Annotated in this window: 19 protein-coding genes; 13 read left to right on the top strand and 6 right to left on the bottom strand. The window is 62.4% G+C overall.

Annotated features, from left to right (window positions below):
• Nucleotides 1–73: 73 nt before the first annotated feature.
• The 9 genes from J3A98_RS20800 to J3A98_RS20760 all read left to right on the top strand — a co-directional run bounded on the left by J3A98_RS20800 (nucleotide 74) and on the right by J3A98_RS20760 (nucleotide 9,793).
• The gene (locus J3A98_RS20800; RefSeq protein ID WP_209968104.1) at nucleotides 74–958 is read left to right on the top strand and encodes a homocysteine S-methyltransferase family protein; all 885 of its coding nucleotides are present in this window, start codon (nucleotides 74–76) and stop codon (nucleotides 956–958) included.
• Nucleotides 959–1,125: 167 nt separating this feature from the next.
• The gene (locus J3A98_RS20795) at nucleotides 1,126–2,397 is read left to right on the top strand and encodes a cystathionine gamma-synthase family protein (RefSeq protein ID WP_209968101.1); all 1,272 of its coding nucleotides are present in this window, start codon (nucleotides 1,126–1,128) and stop codon (nucleotides 2,395–2,397) included.
• A 142-nt stretch (nucleotides 2,398–2,539) separates the two neighbouring features.
• Nucleotides 2,540–3,979 carry an amino acid permease gene (locus J3A98_RS20790; protein ID WP_014589617.1) on the top strand — a complete coding sequence of 480 codons (1,440 nt, stop codon included), beginning with the start codon at nucleotides 2,540–2,542 and terminating at the stop codon, nucleotides 3,977–3,979.
• Nucleotides 3,980–4,024: 45 nt separating this feature from the next.
• Nucleotides 4,025–4,909 carry a LysR substrate-binding domain-containing protein gene (locus tag J3A98_RS20785; protein ID WP_209968098.1) on the top strand — a complete coding sequence of 295 codons (885 nt, stop codon included), beginning with the start codon at nucleotides 4,025–4,027 and terminating at the stop codon, nucleotides 4,907–4,909.
• Nucleotides 4,910–4,933: 24 nt separating this feature from the next.
• Nucleotides 4,934–6,322: a threonine synthase gene (locus tag J3A98_RS20780; protein ID WP_176685611.1), complete on the top strand. Its 1,389-nt coding sequence runs from the start codon at nucleotides 4,934–4,936 to the stop codon at nucleotides 6,320–6,322.
• Nucleotides 6,319–6,756: an Lrp/AsnC family transcriptional regulator gene (locus J3A98_RS20775; protein WP_010951921.1), complete on the top strand. Its 438-nt coding sequence runs from the start codon at nucleotides 6,319–6,321 to the stop codon at nucleotides 6,754–6,756. The genes J3A98_RS20780 and J3A98_RS20775 overlap by 4 nt, the downstream gene beginning before the upstream one ends.
• Nucleotides 6,757–6,954: 198 nt before the next feature.
• Nucleotides 6,955–7,998, top strand: coding sequence for a homoserine dehydrogenase (locus J3A98_RS20770; protein WP_209968095.1), 1,044 nt, complete (start codon nucleotides 6,955–6,957; stop codon nucleotides 7,996–7,998).
• Nucleotides 7,999–8,010: 12 nt separating this feature from the next.
• A complete protein-coding gene (locus J3A98_RS20765; RefSeq protein ID WP_176685613.1) occupies nucleotides 8,011–9,429 on the top strand; it encodes an aldehyde dehydrogenase family protein in 1,419 nt (472 codons plus the stop codon).
• A 16-nt stretch (nucleotides 9,430–9,445) separates the two neighbouring features.
• The gene (locus tag J3A98_RS20760; RefSeq protein ID WP_256122407.1) at nucleotides 9,446–9,793 is read left to right on the top strand and encodes a RidA family protein; all 348 of its coding nucleotides are present in this window, start codon (nucleotides 9,446–9,448) and stop codon (nucleotides 9,791–9,793) included.
• Between the two features lie 28 nt (nucleotides 9,794–9,821).
• Here J3A98_RS20760 and J3A98_RS20755 read toward each other — a convergent pair whose 3' ends face one another.
• Complete coding sequence (locus tag J3A98_RS20755; RefSeq protein ID WP_209968092.1) at nucleotides 9,822–10,775, bottom strand: bile acid:sodium symporter; 954 nt, start codon at nucleotides 10,773–10,775, stop codon at nucleotides 9,822–9,824.
• Between the two features lie 407 nt (nucleotides 10,776–11,182).
• Here J3A98_RS20755 and J3A98_RS20750 point away from each other — a divergent pair, with 407 nt between their 5' ends.
• Entirely contained in the window at nucleotides 11,183–12,511 is a 1,329-nt protein-coding gene (locus tag J3A98_RS20750; protein WP_209963902.1) for an IS110-like element ISPpu9 family transposase, read from the top strand.
• A gap of 209 nt (nucleotides 12,512–12,720) precedes the next feature.
• Here the strand turns inward: J3A98_RS20750 and glyA are convergent, their stop codons facing one another.
• On the bottom strand, nucleotides 12,721–13,974 hold the full coding sequence (gene glyA, locus J3A98_RS20745; protein ID WP_014589625.1) for a serine hydroxymethyltransferase: 1,254 nt from the start codon (nucleotides 13,972–13,974) through the stop codon (nucleotides 12,721–12,723).
• Between the two features lie 307 nt (nucleotides 13,975–14,281).
• Nucleotides 14,282–18,112 carry an EAL domain-containing protein gene (locus J3A98_RS20740; RefSeq protein ID WP_209968090.1) on the bottom strand — a complete coding sequence of 1,277 codons (3,831 nt, stop codon included), beginning with the start codon at nucleotides 18,110–18,112 and terminating at the stop codon, nucleotides 14,282–14,284.
• Nucleotides 18,113–18,360: 248 nt separating this feature from the next.
• Here J3A98_RS20740 and J3A98_RS20735 point away from each other — a divergent pair, with 248 nt between their 5' ends.
• From J3A98_RS20735 to gdhA, 3 genes are all read left to right on the top strand, one after another.
• Nucleotides 18,361–18,765, top strand: coding sequence for a hypothetical protein (locus J3A98_RS20735; RefSeq protein ID WP_209968087.1), 405 nt, complete (start codon nucleotides 18,361–18,363; stop codon nucleotides 18,763–18,765).
• A 300-nt stretch (nucleotides 18,766–19,065) separates the two neighbouring features.
• Nucleotides 19,066–20,733 carry an energy-dependent translational throttle protein EttA gene (ettA, locus tag J3A98_RS20730; protein ID WP_003247499.1) on the top strand — a complete coding sequence of 556 codons (1,668 nt, stop codon included), beginning with the start codon at nucleotides 19,066–19,068 and terminating at the stop codon, nucleotides 20,731–20,733.
• A 221-nt stretch (nucleotides 20,734–20,954) separates the two neighbouring features.
• On the top strand, nucleotides 20,955–22,295 hold the full coding sequence (gene gdhA, locus J3A98_RS20725) for an NADP-specific glutamate dehydrogenase (protein ID WP_176685617.1): 1,341 nt from the start codon (nucleotides 20,955–20,957) through the stop codon (nucleotides 22,293–22,295).
• Between the two features lie 164 nt (nucleotides 22,296–22,459).
• Here the strand turns inward: gdhA and J3A98_RS20720 are convergent, their stop codons facing one another.
• The 3 genes from J3A98_RS20720 to J3A98_RS20710 form a co-directional block, all read right to left on the bottom strand.
• Nucleotides 22,460–22,957 carry a GreA/GreB family elongation factor gene (locus tag J3A98_RS20720; protein ID WP_176685618.1) on the bottom strand — a complete coding sequence of 166 codons (498 nt, stop codon included), beginning with the start codon at nucleotides 22,955–22,957 and terminating at the stop codon, nucleotides 22,460–22,462.
• A 67-nt stretch (nucleotides 22,958–23,024) separates the two neighbouring features.
• Nucleotides 23,025–23,381 carry a hypothetical protein gene (locus J3A98_RS20715; protein WP_176685629.1) on the bottom strand — a complete coding sequence of 119 codons (357 nt, stop codon included), beginning with the start codon at nucleotides 23,379–23,381 and terminating at the stop codon, nucleotides 23,025–23,027.
• A 215-nt stretch (nucleotides 23,382–23,596) separates the two neighbouring features.
• A complete protein-coding gene (locus tag J3A98_RS20710) occupies nucleotides 23,597–25,450 on the bottom strand; it encodes a DUF4105 domain-containing protein (protein WP_176685619.1) in 1,854 nt (617 codons plus the stop codon).
• Nucleotides 25,451–25,472 lie beyond the last annotated feature (22 nt).

Genomic DNA, 25,472 nt, shown 5'->3' with positions numbered 1-25,472 from the left:
AGTTATAACCCCAATCCCCATAATGAATTTTATTCATAAGAACCTTCAGAGAAGTTATATGGCAGAGCGAACGATGGTAATTCTGGACGGTGGCATGGGCCGAGAGCTGCAGCGCAGCGGTGCACCGTTTCGCCAGCCCGAGTGGTCGGCGCTGGCGCTGAGCGAGGCGCCGGAGGCGGTCGTGGGCGTGCATGCAGCCTTCATCGATGCGGGTGCGCAGGTCATCACCAGCAACAGCTATGCGGTAGTGCCGTTCCACATCGGTGAAGAACGCTTTGCCGCCGAAGGGCGACAGCTGGCCCATATCGCAGGCCAGCTCGCGCGGCACGCGGCAGATAGCGGCGCGCACCCGGTCAGGGTGGCAGGTTCGCTGCCGCCGCTGTTCGGGTCCTACCGGCCCGACCTGTTCCAGCCCGAGCGTGTGGCAGAGGTGCTGTCCCCGCTGCTTCAGGGCCTGGCCCCGCATGTCGACCTGTGGCTGGCCGAAACCCAGAGTTCCGTGGCCGAAGTGCGGGCCATACATAGCCATTTGCCGGCAGACGGCAGGCCGTTCTGGGTGTCCTTCACCCTGCAGGACGAGGACGTCGACGACGTTCCGCGCCTGCGCTCCGGTGAACCGGTGGCCGAAGCCATCGAGGCCGCAGCCAGCCTGGGGGTGGCTGCGGTGTTGTTCAACTGCAGCCAGCCGGAGGTGATCGGCACCGCCATTGATGTCGCGCGCTCGGTCATCGAGCGACACAACGCCGAGATTGCCATCGGCGCCTATGCCAACGCCTTCCCGCCGCAGCCCAAAGAAGCCACTGCCAACGATGGCCTGGACGAACTGCGCGAAGACCTCGATCCGCCGGGTTATCTGGCATGGGCCAAGGACTGGCGTGCGCGTGGTGCCAGCATGGTCGGCGGTTGCTGTGGCATCGGCCCGGAGCACATCGCCGAGCTGAAGCGCAACCTCGCCTAAGCGCCTACGTGGCCGGGCGGCTTTTTCAGCGCCCGGCCCGCAGCCATTAAAAAAAACGCCACTCAGACCCGGATTCCATCGTTTTTCAGGCCCCCGCCATCTCCCTATAGTCCGCTGAAGGCCGATGCTGCATCGGTGTACACAACTCAGCTGGGCGGGAACCGGATATGAACAACAACGAAAAATTCGAGGGCAATGCTGCGGCCGGTGTGGGGACGCGGGTCGTGTGGAGCGGGGAGCAGGTGCAGCACCCGTACAACGCCACGCAGACCCCGATCGTGGTCAGCGCCGCTTATGGCTACAACGATATCGATGCCTGGTACGACGTGGCGCAGGGCAAGCAGCCTGGCTTCATCTACAGCCGCATGAGCAACCCCACGGTCGCCACGCTGGAAGCAAAACTGGCCGAACTGGAGCAAGCCGAGTCGGCAGTCGCGTTCAGCAGCGGCATGGCGGCCATCAGTGCCGTGCTGCACACCTTCCTGTCCAACGGCAAACGCGTGGTGTCGACCCGCGACAGCTATGGCGGCACCAACAAGATCTTCGAAGAGTTCCTGCCGCGCATGGGCGTGCAAGTGTGCCTGTGCGATACCTTGGACACTGAAGTGCTGGAGCGCGAGATTGCCGCCGGTTGCGACCTGCTGTACCTGGAAACGCCCACCAATCCGACGCTGAAGGTGCTGGACATTCGTCGGCTGAGCGCCGCTGCGCACAAGGTGGGGGCGCTGGTGGTGGCCGACAACACCTTTGCCACGCCACTGAACCAGAACCCGCTGGCGCTGGGCGTGGATGTGGTGGTGCACAGCGCGACCAAGTTTCTGTCCGGGCATGGTGACGTGTTGGGTGGTGTCGTCTGCGGCGCGGAGTCGTTGATGGCCCAAGTGCGTCACTACCGGGAAATCAACGGTGCGGCGCTGGACCCGTTCTCAGCCTACCTGATCATCCGCGGTATCAAGACCCTGGCAGTGCGCCTGCGCCAGCAGCAAGCCAGTGCCATGGCGCTGGCCCTTTACCTGAGCACCGAGCCGCTGGTCGAGGCGGTGAACTACCCAGGTTTGCCGGCGCATGCCGGGCATGCCATTGCCAAGGCGCAAATGCGCGGTTTTGGCGCCATTGTCAGCTTTGTGCTGAAGGGCGGCATGCCAACCGTGGCTCGTTTGCTACCGCAACTGAAGTATGCCCATCGGGCCGGCAACCTCGGCGCGGTAGAAACCATCTATGGCCCGGCGCGCACGACCAGCCATGTCGAGAACACGTTGGAAGAGCGTCTGGCGCTGGGCATTTCCGAAGGGCTGGTGCGCATTTCAGTGGGTATCGAGGAAACCGATGACCTGCTGGCGGACCTGGCACAGGCCTGTGCATCGGTGCGTCAGGAACTGGCCGCAGCAAAGGAATTGCACACTGACGCGTATGCCTGCCAGAGCCAAGTGCAGGCCTGAGGCTGGCGCGTAGCACTCACCCATGCGGTGGGTGCCACTTCATGAAGTCGAACAAAAACAATATGCAAGGCAACTCGATTCGCTCTGCCAAGACGAGGTCGTTGCTACGTCCTTGCCCGCCAACTTTCATGAGTAACCCACAATGTCCGTGCAAACAACCACAACTAGAAATGCCTCGGCGCATACCTTCAAGCAGGATATGCAAACCCGCCACATCGTCATGCTGGCACTGGGCGGTGTGATAGGGACCGGCCTGTTTCTCACCTCGGGCTACACCGTTAACCAGGCCGGCCCATTGGGCGCGGTCATCGCCTACATACTCGGCGCAATCATGGTGTACCTGGTCATGATGTGCCTGGGCGAACTGGCGGTACACATGCCGGAAGTCGGCTCGTTCAGCAGCTATGCCACGCGTTACCTCGGCCCGGGCACCGGTTACATGGTGGCCTGGATGTACTGGCTGACCTGGACGGTGGCCATCGGCTCCGAATTCACCGCCGCTGGCATCCTGATGGTGCGCTGGTTCCCCGACACGCCGGTATGGATGTGGAGTGCGCTGTTCGGTGCCGCGGTGTTCATCAGCAATATCATTTCGGTGCGATCGTTCGCCGAAACCGAATTCTGGTTGTCGCTGGTCAAGGTGTTGGCCGTCATTGCCTTTTTGGTGGTGGGCGGCGGGGCCATTCTGGGTGGCTTCGAGATCCAGCAGGCGCACAGTGCAGGGCTGGGCAATTTCACCCGTGAAGGGTTGTTCCCCACCGGTTTCTGGTCAATTGCCATGACCCTGCTGGCAGTGGCCTTCGCGTTCTCGGGTACCGAGCTGATCGGCATCGCTGCCGGTGAAACCAAAGACCCGGAAAAAAACGTGCCCAAGGCCATTCGCACCACGGTCCTGCGCCTGGCGCTGTTCTTCATCGGCACCATCTTTGTACTGGCCACCTTGCTGCCGCGTGAACAGGCCGGGGTTATTGAAAGCCCGTTCGTGATGGTCTTTGCGATGATTGGTATCCCGTATGCGGCTGATATCATGAACTTCGTCATCATCACCGCGCTGCTGTCTGCCGCCAACTCGGGCCTCTACGCCGCTTCGCGCATGCTCTGGACCCTTAGCGACCAAGGCAACATGCCCCGCCGTTACGCCACGCTGTCGCGCCGCGGCACCCCCTTCAATGCGATCGTGCTGAGCATGGCTGGCGGCATGGCTTCGCTGTTGAGCAGTGTGTTCGCCCCCGACACTATCTACCTGGCGCTGGTGTCGATTTCAGGGTTGGCCGTGGTGGTGGTGTGGATCAGCATCGCGGCCAGCCAGATCGCATTCCGCCGTCATTACATCGCCAGCGGCGGCAAGCTCGAGGACCTCAAGTTCCGGGTGCGTGGCTACCCGTTCGTACCACTGGGGGCCATTTTCTGCTGCGTACTGGCCTGCGTCGGCATTGCCTTCGACCCTGCTCAGCGTGTTGCCTTGTACTTCGGCTTGCCCTTCATTGCCTGGTGCTACCTGGCCTATTGGCTGACGTGCAAGTATCGCAGCCGCCGTACGGGCCCGGTGGAAATTGTCGCCCCAGGTTCCGAGGCCGCCTGAGCAGGTGATACTAGGCCACCGGAACCTAGCCACGAGAAGCCGCCGATGACTCAGAAAACCCTGCCTCCCCTGAACTGGCTGAGAGCCTTCGAAGTGTCGGCGCGTTACTTGAACTTCACCCATGCGGCAGAAGAGCTGCACCTTACCCAAGGGGCCGTGAGCCAGCAGATTCGCCACCTGGAAAGCCAATTGGGTGTGGCGCTGTTCAAGCGCCTGCCGCGCGGGTTGGGGCTGACCGAAGAAGGGCAGTCCTACCTGCCGGTGGTGCAGGACGCCATCAGCCGCCTTGCCGTCGGCACCAATGAAATCTTCGGGCAACGCCAGCGTCGGCCCCTGAAGGTGCGGGGCAGCCTGTCGTTCCTGCACTTCTGGCTGGCCCCGCGGCTGGCCGACTTTCGGCGTTCGCACCCGCAGGTGGACATCCGCTACATCAGCAACCTGTGGGTCAAGGAGCTGGATGCCGAAGATGATCTGGAAATCCGCTGGGGCAGCGGGCAGTGGGCCGGGGTGGAGGCGCAGCGCCTGACCCGCGACGTGCTGGTGCCGGTGTGCGCACCCGCGCTGCTTGCCGGTTGCCCGCTGCGCGATCCGCGCGACCTGGCGCGTGTGCCGTTGCTGCATGTGCTGGGTTACGAGGAGGGGTGGGGCTACTGGCTGGAGCGGGTCGGTGCCGATCAGGTCGATTCTTCCAGCGGCCTGCAGTTCGACACGCTGGTGTCGACCCTGCGCATGGCTGAGCTGGGGCTGGGGGTGGCGCTGGCACGCTCGTCGCTGGTAGAGGACCTGCTGCAGGAGGGACGGCTGGTCGCTCCTTTTACCCAGCGTATCGAGGCAAGCGAGTCGTTTTTCCTGGTACGCGGCCTGGGTGAAGCGTTGTCCCCGGATGCCCAGGCGTTCAGCCATTGGCTGGTGGCCATGGCGCATCGTTAACTTATGTAGCTATCTGGAGCACCGATGCAGTACACATCCACGCGCGGCAACGAGACACGGGTCGATTTCCGCACGGCATTGCTTTCTGGCCTGGCCGACGATGGCGGGCTTTATGTGCCCACCTCGGTGCCGGTGTTCAGCCCACAGGAAATTGCCAGCTGGTCGTGGTTGCCCTTCGACGAACTGGCCTGGCGGGTAATGGCACCGTTTGTCGGCGATACCCTCGACGAGCCTACGCTCAGGGCGCTGGTCAGCGACAGCTATCGCGGGTTCCGCCACCGCGGCATTGCGCCGTTGCAGCAGCTTGGCCATAACGAATGGATCCTGCAGCTTTTCCATGGGCCTACCCGGTCCTCCAAGGACTTTGCCGCGCAGTTGCAGGCGCGCTTTATCCGGCACTTTCTGGGGGCGGAGTGCGAGCGGGTCATGCTGGTCGGTGCCAGCAACGGCGATACCGCAGTAGCGGCTATCGAAGCGTTGCGGCATTGCCCTGCAGCAGGCTTGCTGGCGCTATACCCCAGTGCAGGCACGCCCGCTGACCGAGCGGCAGTGATGCGTAGCGCCGCGTCCGACAGCGTGAGCTGCGTGGCCGTGGATGGCAGCTTTGACGATTGCCAGTCGCTGGTGTCGGCGCTGCTGCGTGACTGGCCATGCCCCGGGCTGATTCCGGTCAGCTTCAACTCCACCAACTGGGTCGGCGTGCTGGCGCAGATCGTGTTCTATTTCCACGCGGCGCTGCAGCTCGGTGGCGGGATACGCCCGGTCGGGTTCAGCATCCCCACGGCCAGTTTTGCCGAGATTTACGCGGGGTTCCTTGCCCAGAAAATGGGCTTGCCGATCAACCAGATCATCGTCTCCACCAACCGCAACGATGCCTTGCATCGGTTCATCCACTGCAACCGCTACAGCCGTGGTTCACCCAGCCAGACCTTGTCACCGGTCATGGACTTTTCGCTGTTCTCCAACCTGGAGCGCTTCGTTTGGGAACTGTATGACCGCGATGGTGGGGCGACCCGGGCGCTGATGGAGCACTTCGAGGCGTGTGGCGAGCTGAGCATCGGCAACCGCCAGTGGTTGCATGCGCGCATGCTGTTCGACTCCTATGCCGTGGACGACGTGCTGATTCGCGAAGAAATTGTCACGCTGTTCCACGAAACGGGCAGCGCAGTAGACCCCCATGCCGCAACCGGGGTATTCGCCGGGCGCCTGCACCGGCGCAACATCGGTGCGCCCATCGTCACGCTGGGGCAGTTTGCCCCCGAAAAGTCTGCCGGGCTGCTGGCGGAGCTGGGGGCCTGGCACGGTGAGGTGCCCGCCGGCGCGGTCGGCACAGCGGGCGATGGGCCGCTGTTGGCACCTGACGATCTGGCCGGTGTTCATGCCTTGTTGGCCCGGTTGCAGGCTGGGCGATGAAGCGCATCCTCGACCCACTGGACGAGCGCATTCTCGCCGAGCTCACCGCCAATGCGCGTATCGCCCACGCCGAGTTGGGGTTGAAGGTGAACCTGTCGCGCAATGCGGTACGCCAGCGCATCGAGCGCCTGGAGCGCGACGGCGCCATTCAGGGTTATACCCTGCGCATCGGTGAGGGCAGGCGGCCGGCGTCGTTGATCAACGCGGTGATCTTCGTCTACCGCTATGACCGCATGCGCGGTGAGGCGGTACTCGATGCGCTGCGCCAGATCCCCGAGGTGATCCAGTGTGAAGTGCTCAGCGGCGAGTTCGACCTGATGTTGCGCGTCGAGGCCTCCAGCCCGGAGCGGGTGCACCATGTGTGGAAGGAAATCGCTGCCATGCCCGGGGTGGAGAACACGGTGACTTCGTTCGTCCTGGCCGCGGTGGTCTGAACCGCGTCTTTGCATTGGCTAGCACAACGCCGCCTGGGTTCGCGCCCAGGCGGCGTTGTGCGTTCTGCCCTGGCGCAAGCGTGCGTTTTGCACTGGCCAGATTGGCCAATAAATACAGCGAATTGCCATATTCAACTGGCAGTGCTCGGCTCTTACGCTTGTCCTCATCGACCCACTGCCTGGACAGGACAGCAAACCATGACCGAATACAAAATTGCACTCGTTGGCTTTGGTGGCGTTAACCGCGCGCTTGCCCAACTGATCGCCGAACGCAATGCGCGCTGGCAGCAAGAGTTGGGCTTTGGCCTGAAAATCGTTGGTGTCACCGACTTGTTCCTGGGGTCGGTGATCGACCGCGACGGCCTGGATGCCGCCATGCTGGCCGCACTGCCGGCCCAGAAGGGCGCACTGGCGCAACTCCCTCAAGGTTCGGCCGAGGCGTTCAATGAGGCGGTGATCAAGCAATCAGGCGCCGACATCATCGCCGAGGCCACATTCACCAACCCCAAGGACGGTGAGCCGGCAGCAACCTTCTGCCGCTGGGCGCTGGAGGCGGGCAAGCACGTGGTGACCACCAACAAGGGGCCGATTGCCTTGCATGCCCAGGCGCTCAAGGCTTTGGCCAAGGCCAACGATGTGTCGTTCGAATATGAAGGCGCCGTGATGAGCGGCACGCCGGTACTGCGCATGGCGCGCCAGACCCTGGCGGGCGCCGGCCTGGTGGGTTTCGAGGGCATTCTCAACGGGACTTCGAACTATGTGCTCACGCGCATGGAGGAAGGGCTTGGCTTCAACGAGGCGGTGGCCCAGGCACAAGCGCTTGGCTTTGCCGAGGCTGACCCGACCGCCGATGTGGAAGGCCATGACGTACGCCTGAAGGTGGTGATCCTCGCCAATGAGTTGCTCGGCGCCTGTCTGCAGGTGGGTGATGTGGCCTGCAGCGGTATCAGTGCCATCGACAGCGCCGCTATCGAGCAAGCACGGGCGGCGGGCGAGCGCTGGAAGCTGATCGGCAGTGCCCGCCGTGAAGCCGGTGGTTCGGTGCGAGCCAGCGTCGAAGCGATGCTGTTGCCTGGCCATCACCCCCTGGCGGGTATTTCAGGCGCCACCAATGCGCTGGCGTTCGACACCGAGTTGCTGGGGGCTGTAACTGTGTCCGGCCCGGGGGCGGGGCGCATCGAAACGGCTTTTGCCCTGCTGTCGGACATTGTCGCCATTCACGCGGCCGGCCATTCGGCCTGAGGAGCAACGTTCATGAGCCTGACTTCCGTATCGCGGGCGCTTGTTCAGCAACCCGCCTTGATCGATGTGTACAACCCCTTCGATGGCAGCCTGGTTGGCAGCGTCGACAACCTCGGCGCAGAAGCGGTGCCTGCATTGCTCGCCCGTGCCCGTCAGGGTGTGCGTGAAAGCGCGGCGCTGCCCCGGCACCGCCGGGCGCACATTCTTGAACACGCCGCTCAGCTCATTGAACGGGATGCGGCAGACTTTGCCGGCCTGATCGTCGATGAAGCGGGCAAGACCCTGCGCCAGGCCGAAAAAGAGGTCAAACGCTGCATCAACACGCTCAAGCTGTCTGCCGAAGAGGCGCGGCGCAACGCCGGTGAGGTGGTGCCTTTCGATGCCTATGAAGGCTCCGAGTCGCGTCAGGGCTGGTTCACCCGCGAGCCGTTGGGGTTGATCCTGGCCATTACTCCGTACAACGACCCGCTTAACCTGGTGGCGCACAAGCTGGGGCCAGCACTTGCAGGGGGCAATGCGGTCATTCTGAAACCCTCGGAACTAGCCCCTCTTTCTGCCCTGAAACTGGTGCAGTACCTGGTTGATGCAGGGCTGCCGGAGGCCGTCGTTACCGTAGCCACGGGGGGCGCCGAACTGGGCAAGGCGCTGGTGGCTGTGCGTGAGGTGCGCATGGTTTCCTTTACGGGCGGTTTCGCTACGGGCGAACAGATTGCGCACGGGGCTGGCTTGAAAAAGCTTGCCATGGACCTTGGCGGCAATGCCCCGGTGCTGGTGCTCAAGGACTGCGACCTTGAGGCCACGGTCGAGTCGTGTGTGTCGGGCGCGTTCTGGGCGGCCGGGCAGAACTGCATCGGCACCCAGCGCATTCTCGTAGATGCCTCGATCTATGAGGCGTTCCGCGAACGCTTCGTGGCATTGACCCAGGCGATGGTCTGGGGCGATCCGGGCCGGCGCGAAACGGATATGGGGCCGATGATCACCGAAGCGGCTGCCCGACAGATCGAAGAACGCGTCAACCAGGCGCTTGAGGGCGGTGCCCGCCTGCTCTGCGGCCACCAGCGTCAGGGGGCGATCTATGCGCCGACAGTGCTCGAAAGCGTTGACCCCGTCAGTCGGCTGTGGCTTGAGGAGGTTTTTGCGCCGGTGGTGATGCTGGCGCCCTTCGAGACTGTCGAGCAGGCGATAGCGCTGGCCAATGCCCCGGAGTACAGCTTGCATGCCGGTGTGTTCACCCGAGACCTGTCGCTGGCGTTGAGCCTGGCCCGGCGTATCGAGGCCGGCGGTGTAATGATCAACGACTCTTCCGACTACCGCTTCGATGCCATGCCATTTGGTGGCGCCAAGTATGGGAGTCTTGGGCGTGAGGGGGTGCGGTTCGCCTACGAGGACATGACCCAACCCAAAGTCGTCTGTTTCAACCAGATGGGTTGAGGGGGAGGGTACCTCGATGATCACTCGCTACGGATCAAGCGCGCGGATGTCACTGGCGGTCAGTTACAGGGGCCTGTTCGAAACGGCAGGCATCGTGGCCGATGACCTGCAACAGGATGTGCAGGGGCAGTTGCGTCAGGCGCTGAGCGTGATCGACGGCCTGATGGTGCAGGCCAACGTCGGCAAGGCGCAGCTGACGCGGGTTCAGATGTGGCTTGCCGACTACCGCCACTTCGACCTGGTCAACGAAGTCTACGACGCCTGGTTGCAAGGCTGTGCAAAACCGGTGCGGGCCTGCGTGGGCGCCGACCTGGGGGATGGCTACCTGGTAGAGGTGCAGGTGTTCGCTGTGTGCCCCGAATAGTCTTTTTCTCTATGACGAGTGCCACGGGTCAGCGCACAAACCGTGGTACCGCCCGTACATAGATCAGTTCACTCACCAGCTCTACCAAGGTTTGTGTGATCACCGCCGCTGCCGCCAACCCGCGCATCTCTTCTGGCAACGCCAGCGCCAGCGGCAGCACCACCAGTGAGTTGCGCGTGGCTGCGCTGAAGGTCACCGAGCGTGCCTCGCTGGCAGGCAGGCGCAGCAGGCGCGCACAGATAAAGCCGAGCACCGGCGCCAGCAGCATGAAGCCGATGTATACCGGAACCACCGGCAGCAAACGGTCGAAATCACGCAGTACCACGACAATCTGCGAAGCGATCACCACCATCAGCACCAAGGCCATGGCCGGCACCGGCAACCACGCCCAAGCGTCGTTCCAGGTCGCGACGGCGCGCGAGCGCCGGGCACCGGCGCTGGTGAGTACCGCGAGGGCCATCGGCACCACGATCAACAGCACGAAAGCTTCCATGAACGGAGTGATGGAGATTGCCACCTGGCTGCTGCCACCCAGCATCAGGGCCAGGTACACCGGCAGCAGCACCAGTTGCGCCAGCAATAACAGGGGGGTGGCGGCCAGGGTCAGGCGTGAGTCGCCTTTGCCAATGTGGGTGAACACCACCACGTAGTCGATGCAGGGCGTAAGCAGCACCAGCAAGGCCCCGACGAGGATCGCCGGGTGTTCCACCAGCCCGCGGGTGATGGCCCAGACAAGCAGCGGAACGAGAATGAAATTGGCCAGTAGCAGGGCCGTGATGAAGCGGCGGTTACCCAGGCCCTGGCGCAGGTCGAGGAAGGGTATTTGCAGGAACATCGCGTACATCAGCACGGCGATGGCGGGGGTGATCAGGGCTTCAAGCTGGCGCGCAGTGTCGCTGGCCAGCAGGCCGAAAACGATCGCGGCCAGTACGGCGGCGAAGTAGATGGGGATCTGCCGGGTTTCGAGTTGCTCTCTGGTCAAGGTGTGGCCTGTGGTTGGTGGTGTCAAACAGGGTAATACGTGATGGCACGTGGCTGCTCGAAATCATTCCCTGTGGGAGATCACCCAGCCCTTCCGGGCTGCGCTGTCGCGCAGCAAACATGAGGTGTACGGCTTTAGATCCGCAGCGACGCTGACATGTTGAAAAAGAAAAGGCGGTTGGCCCGGTAGGGCCAGCCGCCTTTTGCTTTGTTAGGGTTCGTGTGCGCGGGACAGAGATCGTAGCCAGCACTGGTGTGTGTGCGCACACCCGCGTGGGAGAGTGATCCGCACGGTATCGGCGTGAAGTCCCTGTAGGCATCAGCTGATTCAGCTGTGACCACGTATGAGAGAGTGAACCCTTTCGCCACCGTGTGCCCCGCGCGCCCTTTATCCTGCGAGGATTCATCATGGCGCGCAAGCCTTCCAAGCAACGCTTTACCGTCGTCCATCCCGATTGCGCGGCGATCGATGTCGGTGGTCGAGAGCATTTCGTGGCGGTCGATCCCCGGCACGAAAATCCCGTCCAGTCGTTCACGTCCTTTACTGACGACCTGCTCAAGATGGCTAACTGGCTTGAAAGCCTGGGGATCAAGGTCGTTGCCATGGAATCTACGGGAGTTTATTGGATTCCAATTTACGAGATTCTCAGCGAGCGCGGTTTTGAGGTTTATCTCGTCAATGCCAGAGCAACTCGACAAATCACGGGCCGTAAATCAGATGTGCTGGATTGCCAGTGGATTTGGCAACTGATGACTCATGGACTGCTCAGAGGCGCATTCCGCCCCGATGATCTGACCTGCTGCGTCCGGTCATTGGTCAGGCAGCGTGCTTCCAAAGTGAAAGACCAGGCGCAGACGCTGAACCGGATGCAAAAGGCCATGAGCCAAATGAACATCCAGCTGGCCAATGTCATCAGTGATATTTCCGGCGTAACTGGCATGAAGATTTTGCGAGCCATCTGCGCAGGTGAACGGGACCCAGTGCAACTGGCTGAACTGACCGACCGCCGCATCAAGGCAGGCAAGGAGGCTGTCGCTCGGAGTCTTCATGGCAATTGGCGGCGCGAGCATTTGCATGCGCTAACTCAGGAATTGGCTGCCTATGACTTCCTGGAGCAGCAAATTGCTGATTGTGACGACGCCATAAAAGCCGCGTTAGAGCAGTTGCCGGTGCTGCAAAACAAGCCAGAGCCATCCAATAAGCCTTTACGGAGCCCGCACCGAAACGGTGCCCGACAGACTGAATTGCATCAGACATTGTGGAAGGTTCTTGGCGTGGACCTAACCGCAATTCCAACCATTGGGGTGGACACTGCATTAGTGCTGGCAGGGGAGATCGGTACAGATCTATCACGCTTCCCGTCCTCACAGCACTTCTGCTCTTGGTTGGGACTGTCTCCCCCTACCCGAATTTCCGGCGGTCATCGACTGGCAGGTGGCGGGCCAAAAATAGTCAATCGAGCAGCTCAAGCACTCAAGCAGGCTGCATCCAATGCCCGTAACGACAAGGGTTTCATTGGTGCATCGCACCGAGCCAGGCTGACTCGAATGGATACCAGCTGCGCCATCAAGGCCACTGCGCATCAGTTGGCACGTCTGGTGTACAACCTTTTAACCAAGAAGCAGGCTTATGTTGAAAAAGGTCTTGAGGAGTTCGAAACCAGAAGCCAAGACCGGCAGGTCCGGGCTTTGCTCCGCAAAGCCCGGAAACTGGGGTATCAGCTGGTGGCCGCTTGAGTGCTTAGAAAACAGTGGGTTGCATTTTGTTTGATGAGAGCGGGCGTGCCCGCGAACACCGGCGCAGCCGGTGCCATCCACCGCGTAGCCTTCTTCGCGGGCACGCCCGCTCCCACAGGATGTGTATCAGGCCTGCGAACGTGTTTCATGGTCCGTTCACGAAAAAGCCCGGCACTGGGCCGGGCTCTTTCACTTCAGGCAAACGCCAATCAGTTGCCGTAAACCGGCAGCTTCTTGCAGATGGCCTTGACCTTCTCACGGACGGCGTCGATCACCGCTTCGTTGTTCAGGTCGGCCAGGATGTCGCAGATCCAGCTTGCCAGTTCCTTGCACTCGGCTTCCTTGAAACCACGGGTGGTAACGGCTGGGGTGCCGAAACGCAGGCCCGAAGTGACGAACGGCGAACGCGGGTCGTTCGGTACCGAGTTCTTGTTGACGGTGATGAAGGCTTTGCCCAGGGCGGCGTCAGCGTCCTTACCGGAGATTTCCTGCTTGATCAGCGACAGCAGGAACAGGTGGTTCTGGGTGCCACCGGAAACCACGTCGAAACCGCGCTCGATGAACACGCTGGCCATGGCCTGGGCGTTCTTCACGACCTGCTGCTGGTAAGCCTTGAACTCTGGCTGCAGGGCTTCCTTGAAGCAGATGGCCTTGGCCGCGATGACGTGCTCCAGCGGGCCGCCCTGGGCGCCCGGGAAGACGGCGGAGTTCAGCTTCTTCTCGATGTCGGCGTTGGCACGGGCCAGGATCAGGCCGCCGCGCGGGCCGCGCAGGGTCTTGTGGGTGGTGGTGGTGACCACGTCGGCGAACGGAACAGGGTTCGGGTACACGCCTGCGGCAACCAGGCCGGCAACGTGGGCCATGTCGACGAACAGGTAGGCACCGACCTTGTCGGCGATGGCGCGGAAGCGGGCGAAGTCCAGAACCTGCGAGTAGGCCGAGAAGCCGGCAACGATCATCTTGGGCTTGTGCTCGACAGCCAGGCGCTCGACTTCGTCGTAGTCGATCAGGCCATTGCCGTCGATGCCGTACTGGATGGCGTTGTACAGCTTGCCCGAGGAGCTTACCGAAGCACCGTGGGTCAGGTGGCCACCGTGGGCCAGGCTCATGCCCAGGATGGTGTCACCGGCCGACAGCAGGGCCAGGTAGACGGCAGCGTTGGCCTGGGAGCCAGCGTGCGGCTGTACGTTGGCGTAGTCGGCGCCGAACAGCTCCTTGGCACGGTCGATGGCCAGTTGCTCGACGACGTCGACGTACTCGCAACCGCCGTAGTAGCGCTTGCCTGGGTAGCCTTCGGCGTACTTGTTGGTCAGGACCGAGCCCTGAGCTTCCATGACTGCCGGGCTGGTGTAGTTTTCCGAAGCGATCAGCTCGATATGCTCTTCCTGGCGCAGAGCTTCTTGCTGCATGGCTTCGAAGAGCTCGGCGTCGTACTTGGCAATGGTCAAATCACGGCTGAACATGGCGGTCCTCAAGGATCGGGGTAATTTGGGTGTGCATTCTAACCGATTGATTCGCGGCTGGCATATGAAGTGGCATCAAGTCGCGGACCAATGGGCTTCATCTTGCATCCCGCGCCGTTTCTGGGCTGGGCGGGGGGCGGGAGTTGACTCGCAGGTCCGCTTTTTTATGCAGAATTCAGTCGCGGCACCGTACTTGTAGGAGCGGGTTTACCCGCGAAGAAGGCGGCGCGGTGGATGGCACCGGCTTCGCCGGTGTTCGCGGGTAAACCCGCTCCTACGGGGGGCTTGTGAACAGGCAGCGTGCGGGTCAATGGAACATGAACAAGGTCTCGTTGGAGAATTGCGCCTCGAACTGATGCGCCGGCATCGGCCGCCCGAACAGATAGCCCTGCACCTCGTCGCAACCATGCTCGCGCAGAAACTCCAGCTGTTCGTGGGTTTCCACGCCCTCGGCGATGACTGCCAGGTTGAGGCTGTGGGCCATGGCGATGATCGCCCGGGCAATCTGCGCGTCCTGCTCGCCTTCGGGCAGGCCGTCGACGAAGGTACGGTCGATCTTCAGGACGTCGATGGGGAACTGCTTGAGGTAGTTGAGCGACGAGTAGCCGGTGCCGAAGTCGTCTACCGCAATGCTCAGGCCAAGGTTCTTCAGGCTGGCAAGAATCTGCAGCGCCTCGTTTACCTCGCGCATCAGGATACTTTCGGTCAACTCCAGTTCCAGGCATGCCGGCGGTAGTCCGCTTTCTTCCAGGATGTTGGCAATCCGCGTGCCCAGCTGGCCGTCGGAGAACTGCCGCGCCGAAATATTCACCGACACCTTTGGCACCCGCACCTTGGCCTTGTGCCAGGCCTTGAGCTGGCGGCTGGCCTCGCGCAGCACCCAGTCGCCCACGTCCACCACCAGGCCCAGTTCCTCGATCACCGGGATGAAGTCGCCCGGCGGCACCAGGCCGCGGGTCGGGTGACGCCAGCGCAGCAGCGCTTCGGCGCCGGTCAGGCGCTTGCCGTCGCCGCTGAACTGCGGCTGGTAATAGAGGATGAACTCGTTCTGCTCCATGGCATGGCGCAGGTCGCTTTCCAGCTCCAGGCGCTCCAGGGCGCTGGCGTTCATTTCGGCCTGGTAGAACTGGAAGTTGTTCTTGCCGCGTTCCTTGGCGTGGTACATGGCGGTGTCGGCGTTCTTCATCAGCTGGCTCAGCTCACTGCCATCCTGCGGGCTGAGGGCGATGCCGATGCTGGCGGTGACGAAGAACTCGCGGTTTTCCAGTACGAACGGCCGCACCAGGCTGCCGAGGATGTTTTCGGCCACGTGGATGGCGCGGTTCAGGGCCATTTCACGGGTGGGGCGCGGCTGCAGCAGCAGGGTGAACTCGTCGCCGCCCATGCGTGCCACCGTGTCGTCGTCGTCCACGCAGGCCAGCAGGCGCAGGGCCATGTCCTTGAGCATGCGGTCGCCGGCCGCATGGCCGAGGGAGTCGTTGATCGGTTTGAAGCGGTCGAGGTCGAGGAACATCAGCACCACCCAGGCTTTCTGCCGCTCGGCCTGCTGCAGGGCGTTGTACAAACGGTCCTGGAACAGTGTGCGGTTGGGCAGGTGGGTAAGGGCGTCGTAGTAGGCCAGGCGGTGGATGCGCTGTTCGCTGGCCTTGCGCTCGCTGATGTCGGTGAAGAAGCATACGTAGCTGGCCAGGTCGCCTTCGTCGTCCAGTACCGCGGTGATGCCGACCCAGGCCGGGTAGTGGTCGCCGTCACGGCGCTTGAGCCACACCTCACCTTCCCAGCTGCCGCGCTGATGCAGTTGCTTGACCACATAGCGCAGGTGGCCTTCCTGCTGTTCGTCGACAGTGAGCATGCCCGGCAATTGGTCGAGCACTTCACTGACGGCGTAACCGCTCACGCGGCTGAACGCTTCGTTGGCCTGAACGATATAGCCGGCCGGGTCGGTGATGAGGATCGCCGACGTGGAGTGTTCGAATACGGTCGCGGCCATGCGCAGGTCTTTTTCGGCACGGCGTTGCTGGCTGATATCGCGGCCCACCCCGAGTACGCCTTCGAAGCGCTGGTCATCGTCCCACACCAGCACCAGGCGCAGCTCGATCGGGATCTTGCGGCCATCGGCGCGCAGGCAGTCGAACAGGAACAGTTGGGTGGGTAACTGGCTGCACAGTTGCGCCATCTGCGCCGGATCGACCATGGCCTTGCTGACGCGCTCCATCAGGCTGTAGATGCCGGTGAGCTGGGCCGGGTTGGCGACGATCGACTGCCAGCCGTTGGCGAAGATCCAGTCGGCCTGGTAGCCCAGCACGCTCTGTACCGAGGGGCTGACATAATTGAGCTTGAGCTGGTTGTCGGTGGAAAAGATCACGTCGCTGATGCTTTCGGCGAGCATGCGGTAGCGTTGCTCGCTGTCACGCAGCGACTGGCTGGCCTCGATCTGAACGGTCACATCCTTGCCCACACCGATGATGCGCGTAACCAGGCCTTCGGCGTTGCGGCTCAGCACCTGCTCGCGGATGTCGTAGCAGCGCCAGCTTCCGTCGCGGTGGCGGAAGCGCAGCTGGCAGTGCAGCGGTTGGTCATGACCGCTGTCGCGCTGTTGCCGGCGCAGTGCCTGGTAGTGTTCGGCGTCCTCAGGGTGCAACAGCAGCTCCCAGAAGCGGTCGCCCATCTGGGTCAGCTCGGTGCGGTCGTAGCCCAGAGTCTGGCCGAGGTGGCGGTTGCTGAAGATCATCCGTTGGCTGGGCACATCCTGCACATACAACTGGTCGGGTACGGTGCGTACCACGTCCGACCAGAAGCCTTCGCGTTCCAGTAGTGACAGCTCCACCTGTTTGCGGCTGGTGATATCGCTGATGCTGAGGATCACCGCCTGGTAATCACGACGCTGCAGCGGCAGGCGCGCCATCAGCCACAGGTGCAGCTCGGTGCCCTGCGGTGTCGGCAGGCGCACTTCCAGCTCCAGCAACGGGCGTTGTTCGATCAGTGCATCGATCAGTTGCATGCCAACGCTGTCTCGACTGTCGCCAGTGCCATCGATCAGCCGCTGCCAGGCACCTTCGTGGCAGTCGATGTTCAGCAGTTGGCGCGCCACTTGGTTGACCTCGGTGATCTTCAGCTCCAGCAGCAGCGAGCGGCGCAGGTTCGGGTCCAGCGCCAGGCTGTGCTTGAGCGCGGCCCGGTTACGCAGGTGGTAGCGATCGAGCTGGCCGGGCAGGCTGGACAGGTCGAGCACGCACAGGGCAACGCCAGTGCCTTCAAAAATTTCCTGATAACGCCGGCGGTCTTCCTGCAGCGCCCGCTGGCGGCGACGCATGTTGATCAGCGCCAGCACCGGCAGCAGGGCGCAGACCAGCACCAGCAGGCATTTGCCGAACAGCGCCGGCAATAACGTTTGCCGGGCCAGTTTGGCGTCGAACAGACCGCGCAGCTGCCAGGTGCTGTTTTCGATGAACGCCAGCATCACGCTTTGCAGCGGTTCGTTGCTGGTGTTGGTTGCGGCATGGCGCAGCAGCACCTCGCTGCTGCGGCTGTTTTCCAGCAGCCACAGTGGGTGGCCACTGCCCTCGAGGTGGAGGGTGAGCTCGCGGTAATAGTCCGGTGACAGGCGCAGTAGCCAGTAGCCGCGACCCTGTGCGGCATCCTGGTGCAGCAACAGGTACAGGATGTGGTTGTCGGCCGAATTGGTGAAGAAGTACGGGCGTCCCTGGCTCAGCGCGAGCAACTCATCAAACAACGGGCGGTCGGGGCTGCCGGCCAGGCTGTCGGCGCGCAGCTGCCCGGTGTTGTCCAGCCAGGCCACGCTCTGCAGGGCGGGGAGGCGCTCGCGCAGGGTGCCGATCAGACTGGGCAGGGCGGCAGGTCTTGGTGCATCAAGGTAGGGTTGTACCACGTTCACGGCCTGCTGCGCCTTGAGCGCCATGTTCAGGCTCAGGTGGTCGGCCAGTTCCGCGGAGGCGTCCAGGCTCTGTTTGCGCAAGTCGGCCTGGGTATGATTGAACTGGGCGAACAGCTGCCACAGCAACAGGCCCAGCAGGATCAGGGCCAGCAGCGCCAGCGCACCCTTGATCGACCCGCGCAGGAGAGTAGCGGGTGCTTGTGGTGCGGAACGCAATGACGACGGATGAGTAAGGTTGGTCAAGCGTTGATCCTGCGATTGGGCTGGCGATGGCAGGGAAGGATCGTACACGGTGCGTGCCGGCGCCGGGCTTGCGCACCGCGGTGGCGCACTATAAGGCCGGACACCCGAAACCGGCTAGCATGCCTCGGATTATGGCAAAGTGCCAGCCATGCTGACCGATGGTGGCTGCCCGGTGGTTCGGCAAGCCCCTGTAACCTGTGCGAGAATAGCGCCCGCTTCACATGACAACGCATCGGAGATGTTCGGTTTTGGTTACTCACTTTTCCTCCAATGGCCTCGATTCCGCCTGCGGGCGCAGCAGTCAGACCCTTGTCAGCACTGCCGTGACCGAGGACGTATCCTGCAAGTCTTGCCAGCGTTCGCTGGGCAAACCCGAGGCGGCCGCTGCCGCCAAAAGCAAGGCCCCATCGCTGGCTGAACTGCGCAAGACTGCCAAGGTGGCAGTAAAGCCGGCTGTTGCAGTACCGGCGGTCAAGCCGGCAGCCAAGGTGGTCAGCACTGCGCCTGCACCTGGCAAACCGGCCAAGGCGGCCGAGCAGCAACCTGCCCGCAGCGGCGCCTTCAGCGTGAAGTCCGCCTGGGCCGCGCGCCTGGCCGAGCAGGGCGACCGTTGCCGCCTGCCGCGGGGCAAGGCCAAACAGCGTCACGTCTGAGCCTCTTCGGCTGCTGTGCCGCCCTTTCGCGGCTAAAGCCGCTCCTACAGGTACTGCATTGCCCTTGAAGGCAGTCAGATCCCTGTAGGAGCGGCTTTAGCCGCGAAGAGGCCGGTACAGGCAATAGATTCCCCCCAGGGATCACCCCGATCACACCCCACCATCGGCCCCTCCTATGCAACGCCGCGCGTTGGCGTAGAATGGTCGACTTTGTTCAATGACACCCCAATACATATCTCTCTGGCCACGCTGCCGGGGCGATCGGCGATGTCTTTACCTATCTGATTAGAGGGCTTGGTTTTGGCTCAATACGTCTACACCATGCATCGGCTGAGCAAGGTCGTGCCGCCGAAGCGGGAAATTCTCAAGAACATTTCCCTGTCGTTCTTCCCAGGCGCCAAAATTGGCGTACTTGGCCTGAACGGCGCCGGTAAATCGACCCTGCTGCGGATCATGGCGGGCGTCGACAAGGAATTTGACGGCGAAGCCCGTCCGATGCCCGACATCAACGTGGGTTACCTGCCACAGGAACCGCAACTGGACCCAACCAAGACCGTGCGCGAAGTGGTCGAGGAAGCGGTCAGCGTCATCAAGGACGCCCAGGCCCGCCTGGACGAGGTCTACGCTGCCTACGCCGAGCCGGATGCCGACTTCGACAAGCTGGCCGCCGAGCAGGCCAAGCTGGAAGCCATCCTGCAGGCCGCTGATGGCCATAACCTGGAGCGCCAGCTGGACGTCGCTGCCGACGCCCTGCGCCTGCCCGCCTGGGACGCGCGCATCGAACACCTGTCCGGTGGCGAGAAGCGCCGTGTGGCCCTGTGCCGCCTGCTGCTGTCGGCCCCCGACATGCTGCTGCTCGACGAACCGACCAACCACCTGGACGCCGACTCGGTGGCCTGGCTGGAGCGCTTCCTGCACGACTTCCCGGGCACCGTGGTAGCCATTACCCACGACCGTTACTTCCTCGACAACGTCGCCGGCTGGATCCTGGAGCTGGACCGTGGCGCCGGCATCCCGTACGAAGGCAACTACTCGGGCTGGCTGGAAGCCAAGTCGGAGCGTCTGGCGCAGGAATCCAAGCAGCAGAGCGCCCACGAGAAGGCCATGAAAGAGGAACTGGAGTGGGTGCGCAAAGGCGCCAAAGCCCGCCAGTCCAAGTCCAAGGCCCGTCTGCAGCGCTTTGAAGAAATGCAGTCGCAGGAATTCCAGAAGCGCAGCGAAACCAACGAAATCTACATCCCGGCCGGTCCGCGCCTGGGTGACAAGGTTATCGAGTTCAAGAACGTCACCAAGGGTTATGGCGACCGTGTGCTGATCGACAACCTGTCGTTCGCCATGCCCAAAGGCGCCATCGTTGGCGTGATCGGTGGTAACGGTGCCGGTAAGTCGACCCTGTTCCGCATGTTGATGGGCAAGGAGCAGCCGGACTCGGGCAGCATCGAGATCGGTGAAACCGTGCAGTTGGCCTGTGTGGACCAGAGCCGTGAGGACCTGGACGGCGCCAAGACCGTGTTCCAGCAGATCTCCGACGGTTCCGACCAGATCCGCATCGGCAACTACGAGATCCCTTCGCGTACCTACGTTGGCCGCTTCAACTTCAAAGGTGGCGATCAGCAGAAGTTCGTCAAGGACCTGTCCGGTGGTGAGCGTGGCCGCCTGCACCTGGCCCTGACCCTGAAGGAAGGCGGTAACGTTCTGCTGCTCGACGAACCGTCCAACGACCTCGACGTCGAAACCCTGCGTTCGCTGGAAGAAGCCCTGCTGGACTTCCCGGGCGCCGCGATCGTGATTTCCCACGACCGTTGGTTCCTGGACCGCGTGGCTACCCACATCCTGGCGTACGAAGACGACTCGAACGTGGTCTTCTTCGAGGGTAACTACACCGAGTACGAAGCCGACCGCAAGAAGCGTCTGGGTGATGCTGCTGCCCAGCCGCACCGTGTACGGCACAAGAAACTGGCCCAGTAAGCCGGTTTACTGGTGCACAAATATGGGGCCACAAAGGGCCCCATTTTTGTGCCTGGCGGAAGGCAGGGAGCGGGATAATCGCGATGGATTTTGTATACACTTACATAAAACGCACCAAATAATTTCATAAAAACGACATCTCGCCCTGTTCCGGTGCGATTGCTTCTTGGTACATTCCTGAAAAAACCAATAAGTCCAATCCTCTTGGTGAGATGTCTACCATGATCGAATCTGTCGACGATTTCCTTGCACGCCTAAAGCAGCGTGACCCTGGTCAACCAGAATTCCACCAGGCCGTAGAAGAGGTGCTTCGCACCCTGTGGCCATTCCTTGAAGCCAACCCCCACTACCTGCAGTCCGGTATCCTGGAGCGCATGGTCGAGCCTGAGCGCGCCTTGCTGTTCCGCGTCTCCTGGGTCGATGACCAGGGCAAGGTGCAGGTCAACCGCGGTTACCGCATTCAGATGAGCAGTGCCATTGGCCCGTACAAGGGTGGCCTGCGCTTCCACCCGTCGGTGAACCTCAGCGTGCTGAAGTTCCTGGCCTTCGAGCAGGTGTTCAAGAACTCGCTGACCTCGCTGCCCATGGGCGGCGGCAAGGGCGGCTCGGACTTTGACCCGAAAGGCAAGAGCGACGCTGAAGTGATGCGCTTCTGCCAGGCGTTCATGAGCGAGCTGTATCGCCACATCGGCGCCGACTGCGACGTACCGGCCGGTGACATCGGCGTGGGTGCCCGCGAAATCGGCTTCATGTTTGGCCAGTACAAGCGCCTGGCCAACCAGTTCACCTCGGTGCTGACCGGCAAGGGCATGACCTATGGCGGCAGCCTGATCCGTCCGGAAGCCACCGGCTATGGCTGCGTTTACTTCGCCGAAGAAATGCTCAAGCGTCAGGACAAGCGTATCGACGGCCGCCGCGTGGCGGTGTCTGGTTCGGGCAACGTCGCCCAGTATGCTGCGCGCAAGGTCATGGACCTGGGCGGCAAGGTGATCTCGCTGTCTGACTCTGAAGGTACCTTGTATGCAGAAGCCGGGCTGACCGACGCCCAGTGGGACGCCTTGATGGAGCTGAAAAACGTCAAGCGTGGCCGTATCAGCGAGCTGGCCGGGCAGTTCGGCCTGGAGTTCCGCAAGGGCCAGACCCCTTGGAGCCTGCCGTGCGACATCGCCTTGCCGTGCGCCACGCAGAACGAGCTGGGCGCTGAAGATGCCCGCACCTTGCTGCGAAACGGCTGCATCTGTGTGGCCGAAGGCGCCAACATGCCGACTACCCTCGAGGCTGTGGATATCTTCCTGGACGCCGGCATTCTGTATGCCCCTGGCAAGGCCTCCAATGCCGGCGGCGTCGCCGTGTCGGGCCTGGAAATGTCGCAGAACGCCATGCGCCTGCTGTGGACTGCCGGTGAAGTGGACAGCAAGCTGCACAGCATCATGCAGTCAATTCACCATGCATGCGTGCACTACGGTGAAGAGGCTGATGGTCGTATCAACTACGTCAAGGGTGCGAACATCGCGGGCTTCGTGAAAGTGGCCGATGCGATGCTGGCTCAGGGCGTGGTCTGATCTGAGACGGTAGGGGGCCGCTTTGCGGCCCATCGCGACGCAAGGCCGCTCCCACAGGCTGGACTGCACCCGAGAAGTTGGACACCCATCCAACCCTTGGGGGCAGTCAAGGGCCTGTGGGAGCGGCCTTGCGTCGCGATGGGCTGCAAAGCAGCCCCAGGCCCTCAACCCTCACCCAGAATCTCAACCACCTCTATCACCTGTTCCCCCACCGGCCGCTGCCAGACCACCTCATCACCCGGCCCAGCCCCGAGCAATGCCCGCCCCAATGGCGAACCCCAGTTGATCAAGCCCCGCCCGGCATCCGCCTCATCCTCGCCCACCAGCTGCACCACCTGCTCCTGGTCCTGCGCATCGACAAACCGCACCCGGCTACCAATCTGTACCTTGCTATGGGAAGTCGCCGCGGGTACCACCTGGGCGCTTTGCACCCGCGCGCTGAAGTAGCGCAGATCCCGCTCGGTATCGGCCAGCCGTTGCTTGTCACCCCGTTCGCCCTGCGCCTGCAGTTCGCTGCGCAAGGCATTCAGCTCGGCCACACGCGTTTGCAGCTGGCGCAGGCCGCTGGCGGTGACGTAGTTGGGTTGTTCGCTGATGCGCCGCTCAACCGGTTGGTCGGCCTGGGCGGCGGCTTGGTCTTCGTTGACGAATGCTCGGCTCATGAAGGGCCTCCTTGTGCGTGAGACCATCATGGCAGGCCGCCGGTTTAAAGGAATGTCCGTTTGCGACTCAGTTGTGGCGATAGGCCTTGGCTGCGCCGCGGTCTTTTTCCTGCTCCCACTCGCGGTCACGCTGGTCCCAGAAACGCTCGTGGTATTGGCGCTGTTCTTCGCTGTTCTGCATGGCATGACACTGGCGGAAGCCATCGTCCCAGCCGGTTTCGTACTGACGCTCGTGCAGGTAGCGCGGTACGTTTTTGCGGAAGTTGCCTACCATCAGCCCGGCCGCCTGGCGGCCACTGCTGCAGCCGTCCTGGAAGCCATCCGCATAGGCGGGAGGGTAACCGTGGTTGACCATCTGCTCGTGGGTGGTTTCGCAACCTGACAGCAACAACGCGACGCACACGCCGAACCAGTACCGCGACATAGCCACAAAACCCTCCAGTTGATGGTGGAAAGTCTAGGTGGCTATTTGTCGGGTAGGTGTCAAAACAGTGTCAAAGAGTTGGTTCGGTCATACTGCTTTGCTAGCCTAACCGGCCAATTCGCGGGCAAGCCCGTTCCCACAGGTACTTGCCAGGCCTCGAATCCTGTGGGGACCCTGTGGGAGCGGGCGTGCCCGCGAAAGGCCGCAAAGCGGCCTCAGTAGTGATACCACTTCAGCTCGAGCATCACCTCGTTCTGTGCCGTGGCCAGGTGGCTGAACTCACGCGAAGCGCTCAACCGAAGCCCAAGGTTCTGGCTGATTTCCCACTGCTGGTTCAGGCTTACACTGCGCCGCACTTCGCCGTTGGTGAAGTAATCGCCCTTGGCCTCCAGCGTCATGTTGCCCAGCGCGTTGCGCCAGAGCAGGCCGCCATTGAAGCCTGCCGCCGGGGCAATGAATTGAGCGAAGTCGTTGTGATGCTCGACCCGCACCGTGCCCAAGGCAAATCCCAGCAAACCGTCGGCCAGCTGCCAGGTGCCGCCAGCGCCGCCATTCACATGGCTCACCAGCACTTCGTCGTCATGCTTGCCCGGTACCCGCTCCAGCCCGCCAGCCACTTGCCATGACCAAGGCTTGAGCAGCTCGTTACGGGGTGTCAGTGAACGGATGGTGGCCAGGTCCAGGCGCTGCACCTGCCAATCATTGCCTTCATACTGGCGCAGCTTCAATTGCAGGATTTCGATCTGTGCGCCCAGCGGGAAGCCATAGGCGTTGTCATTCAGGTCGTGGTAGGCCATGCGCAGGCCATATTCGGCGTAGGCGCGGTCTTCGCGGGTGCCCACGCCCAACTGCCAGGTGCGCGAGTCATGGCCATCCTCGGGCAACCCGGGGCGCTCGATCTGCAGGGGGGGCGGTGGGTTGCTGTTGATCGCCCGTAGCAACTCGAAGCTGCGCTTGGCCTGTCCTGGATCGCGTTCCTGGCCATTGGCCCGATACCGCTCAAGGCGATACGCGGCATCTTGCACCAATGCTTGGCGTTCACGAGGCAGCGCCTGGAATTCAGGGCTTTGCAATTGCGCAGTGTCGGCGCTTACAGCCAGCACCTGGCGCTTTTCGTTGAGCTCGAGTGGCTCGGCCCTGGCCAGCAATTCACGTTCGCGAGAGGGGCGGTAAGTTTCGCTGGCGACCAGGCCAGACTGTTTCACGGCTTTTACCGTGTCGGTGGGAATGGCGGTCAGCGGGAACTGAGACGTCAGGTCCAGGCTCGGCCGGGCCACTTGCAGCAGCTCCAGCAGACGATACGAGCAGTTCTCGTCGAAGAAGAAGTAATCGAACTGGATCTGCTTCAACTCCCATACGTGCTCGACCATGCGTCCGGTTTCTTCGGGGGTCAGGTCCAGCTGGTATTCCCACAGGTCGCGGTTTTCCAGGCTGCGGTATTCGGACAGTTTTTCCTGGTAGGGCATTAGCGCGAACAGCCCTGGGTAGCCACCCATCAGGCCTTTCCAGGCATACAGGATGCTGTTGTCGCTGCCTTCGATATAGGCACCGAAGTTGATCGCGTAGCTCAGCAGCGTGGTGTCGTCGCTGCGGGTGTTGGACTGGTCGATGCGCAGCAGGGTGTGACCGAACATCGACGACGGGCTGTTCAGGTAGGCTGCCGGGAAGATCAACGCGGCGCTGTGCGGGTCGATCGACTGGTACCAGGTCTTGAATTCCTGGCAATCCGGTTGCGGCAAGTCTTGCAGGTCGAGCTGTTCGCGCAGCCAGCGGGTGCGCGCGGGGAATACGCACTGGGCGTGCTTGTCACCGAGGCTGGCCGGGGCATACAGCGCGTCGACCGTAGCCTTGAGCTCCTGGTCCGGATGGTGCGCGCCCTCTGCGGCGAGGAAGAACGCATCATCATCCACATAGCTGCGCCAGCCGCCGAGCTTGGCGGTTTCGTAATGACCAATGGCGAGCCAGTAAGGGGTATTGGCCAATTGCTGGAGACGGCCTGGATCCAGCACAGGGGCGGCATGAACAGGGGCGCAGGCACACAGCGCCAGGCAAGCAAAGCGTTTGAGCATATCGGGCAACTACTTCTTGACG

The sequence above is a fragment of the Pseudomonas sp. BP6 genome, assembly GCF_017875935.1.
Lineage (GTDB): Bacteria > Pseudomonadota > Gammaproteobacteria > Pseudomonadales > Pseudomonadaceae > Aquipseudomonas > Aquipseudomonas putida_Y.
The sequence above is the reverse complement of the archived record's forward strand: the minus strand, read 5'-3'. Positions and strand labels throughout refer to the sequence as shown.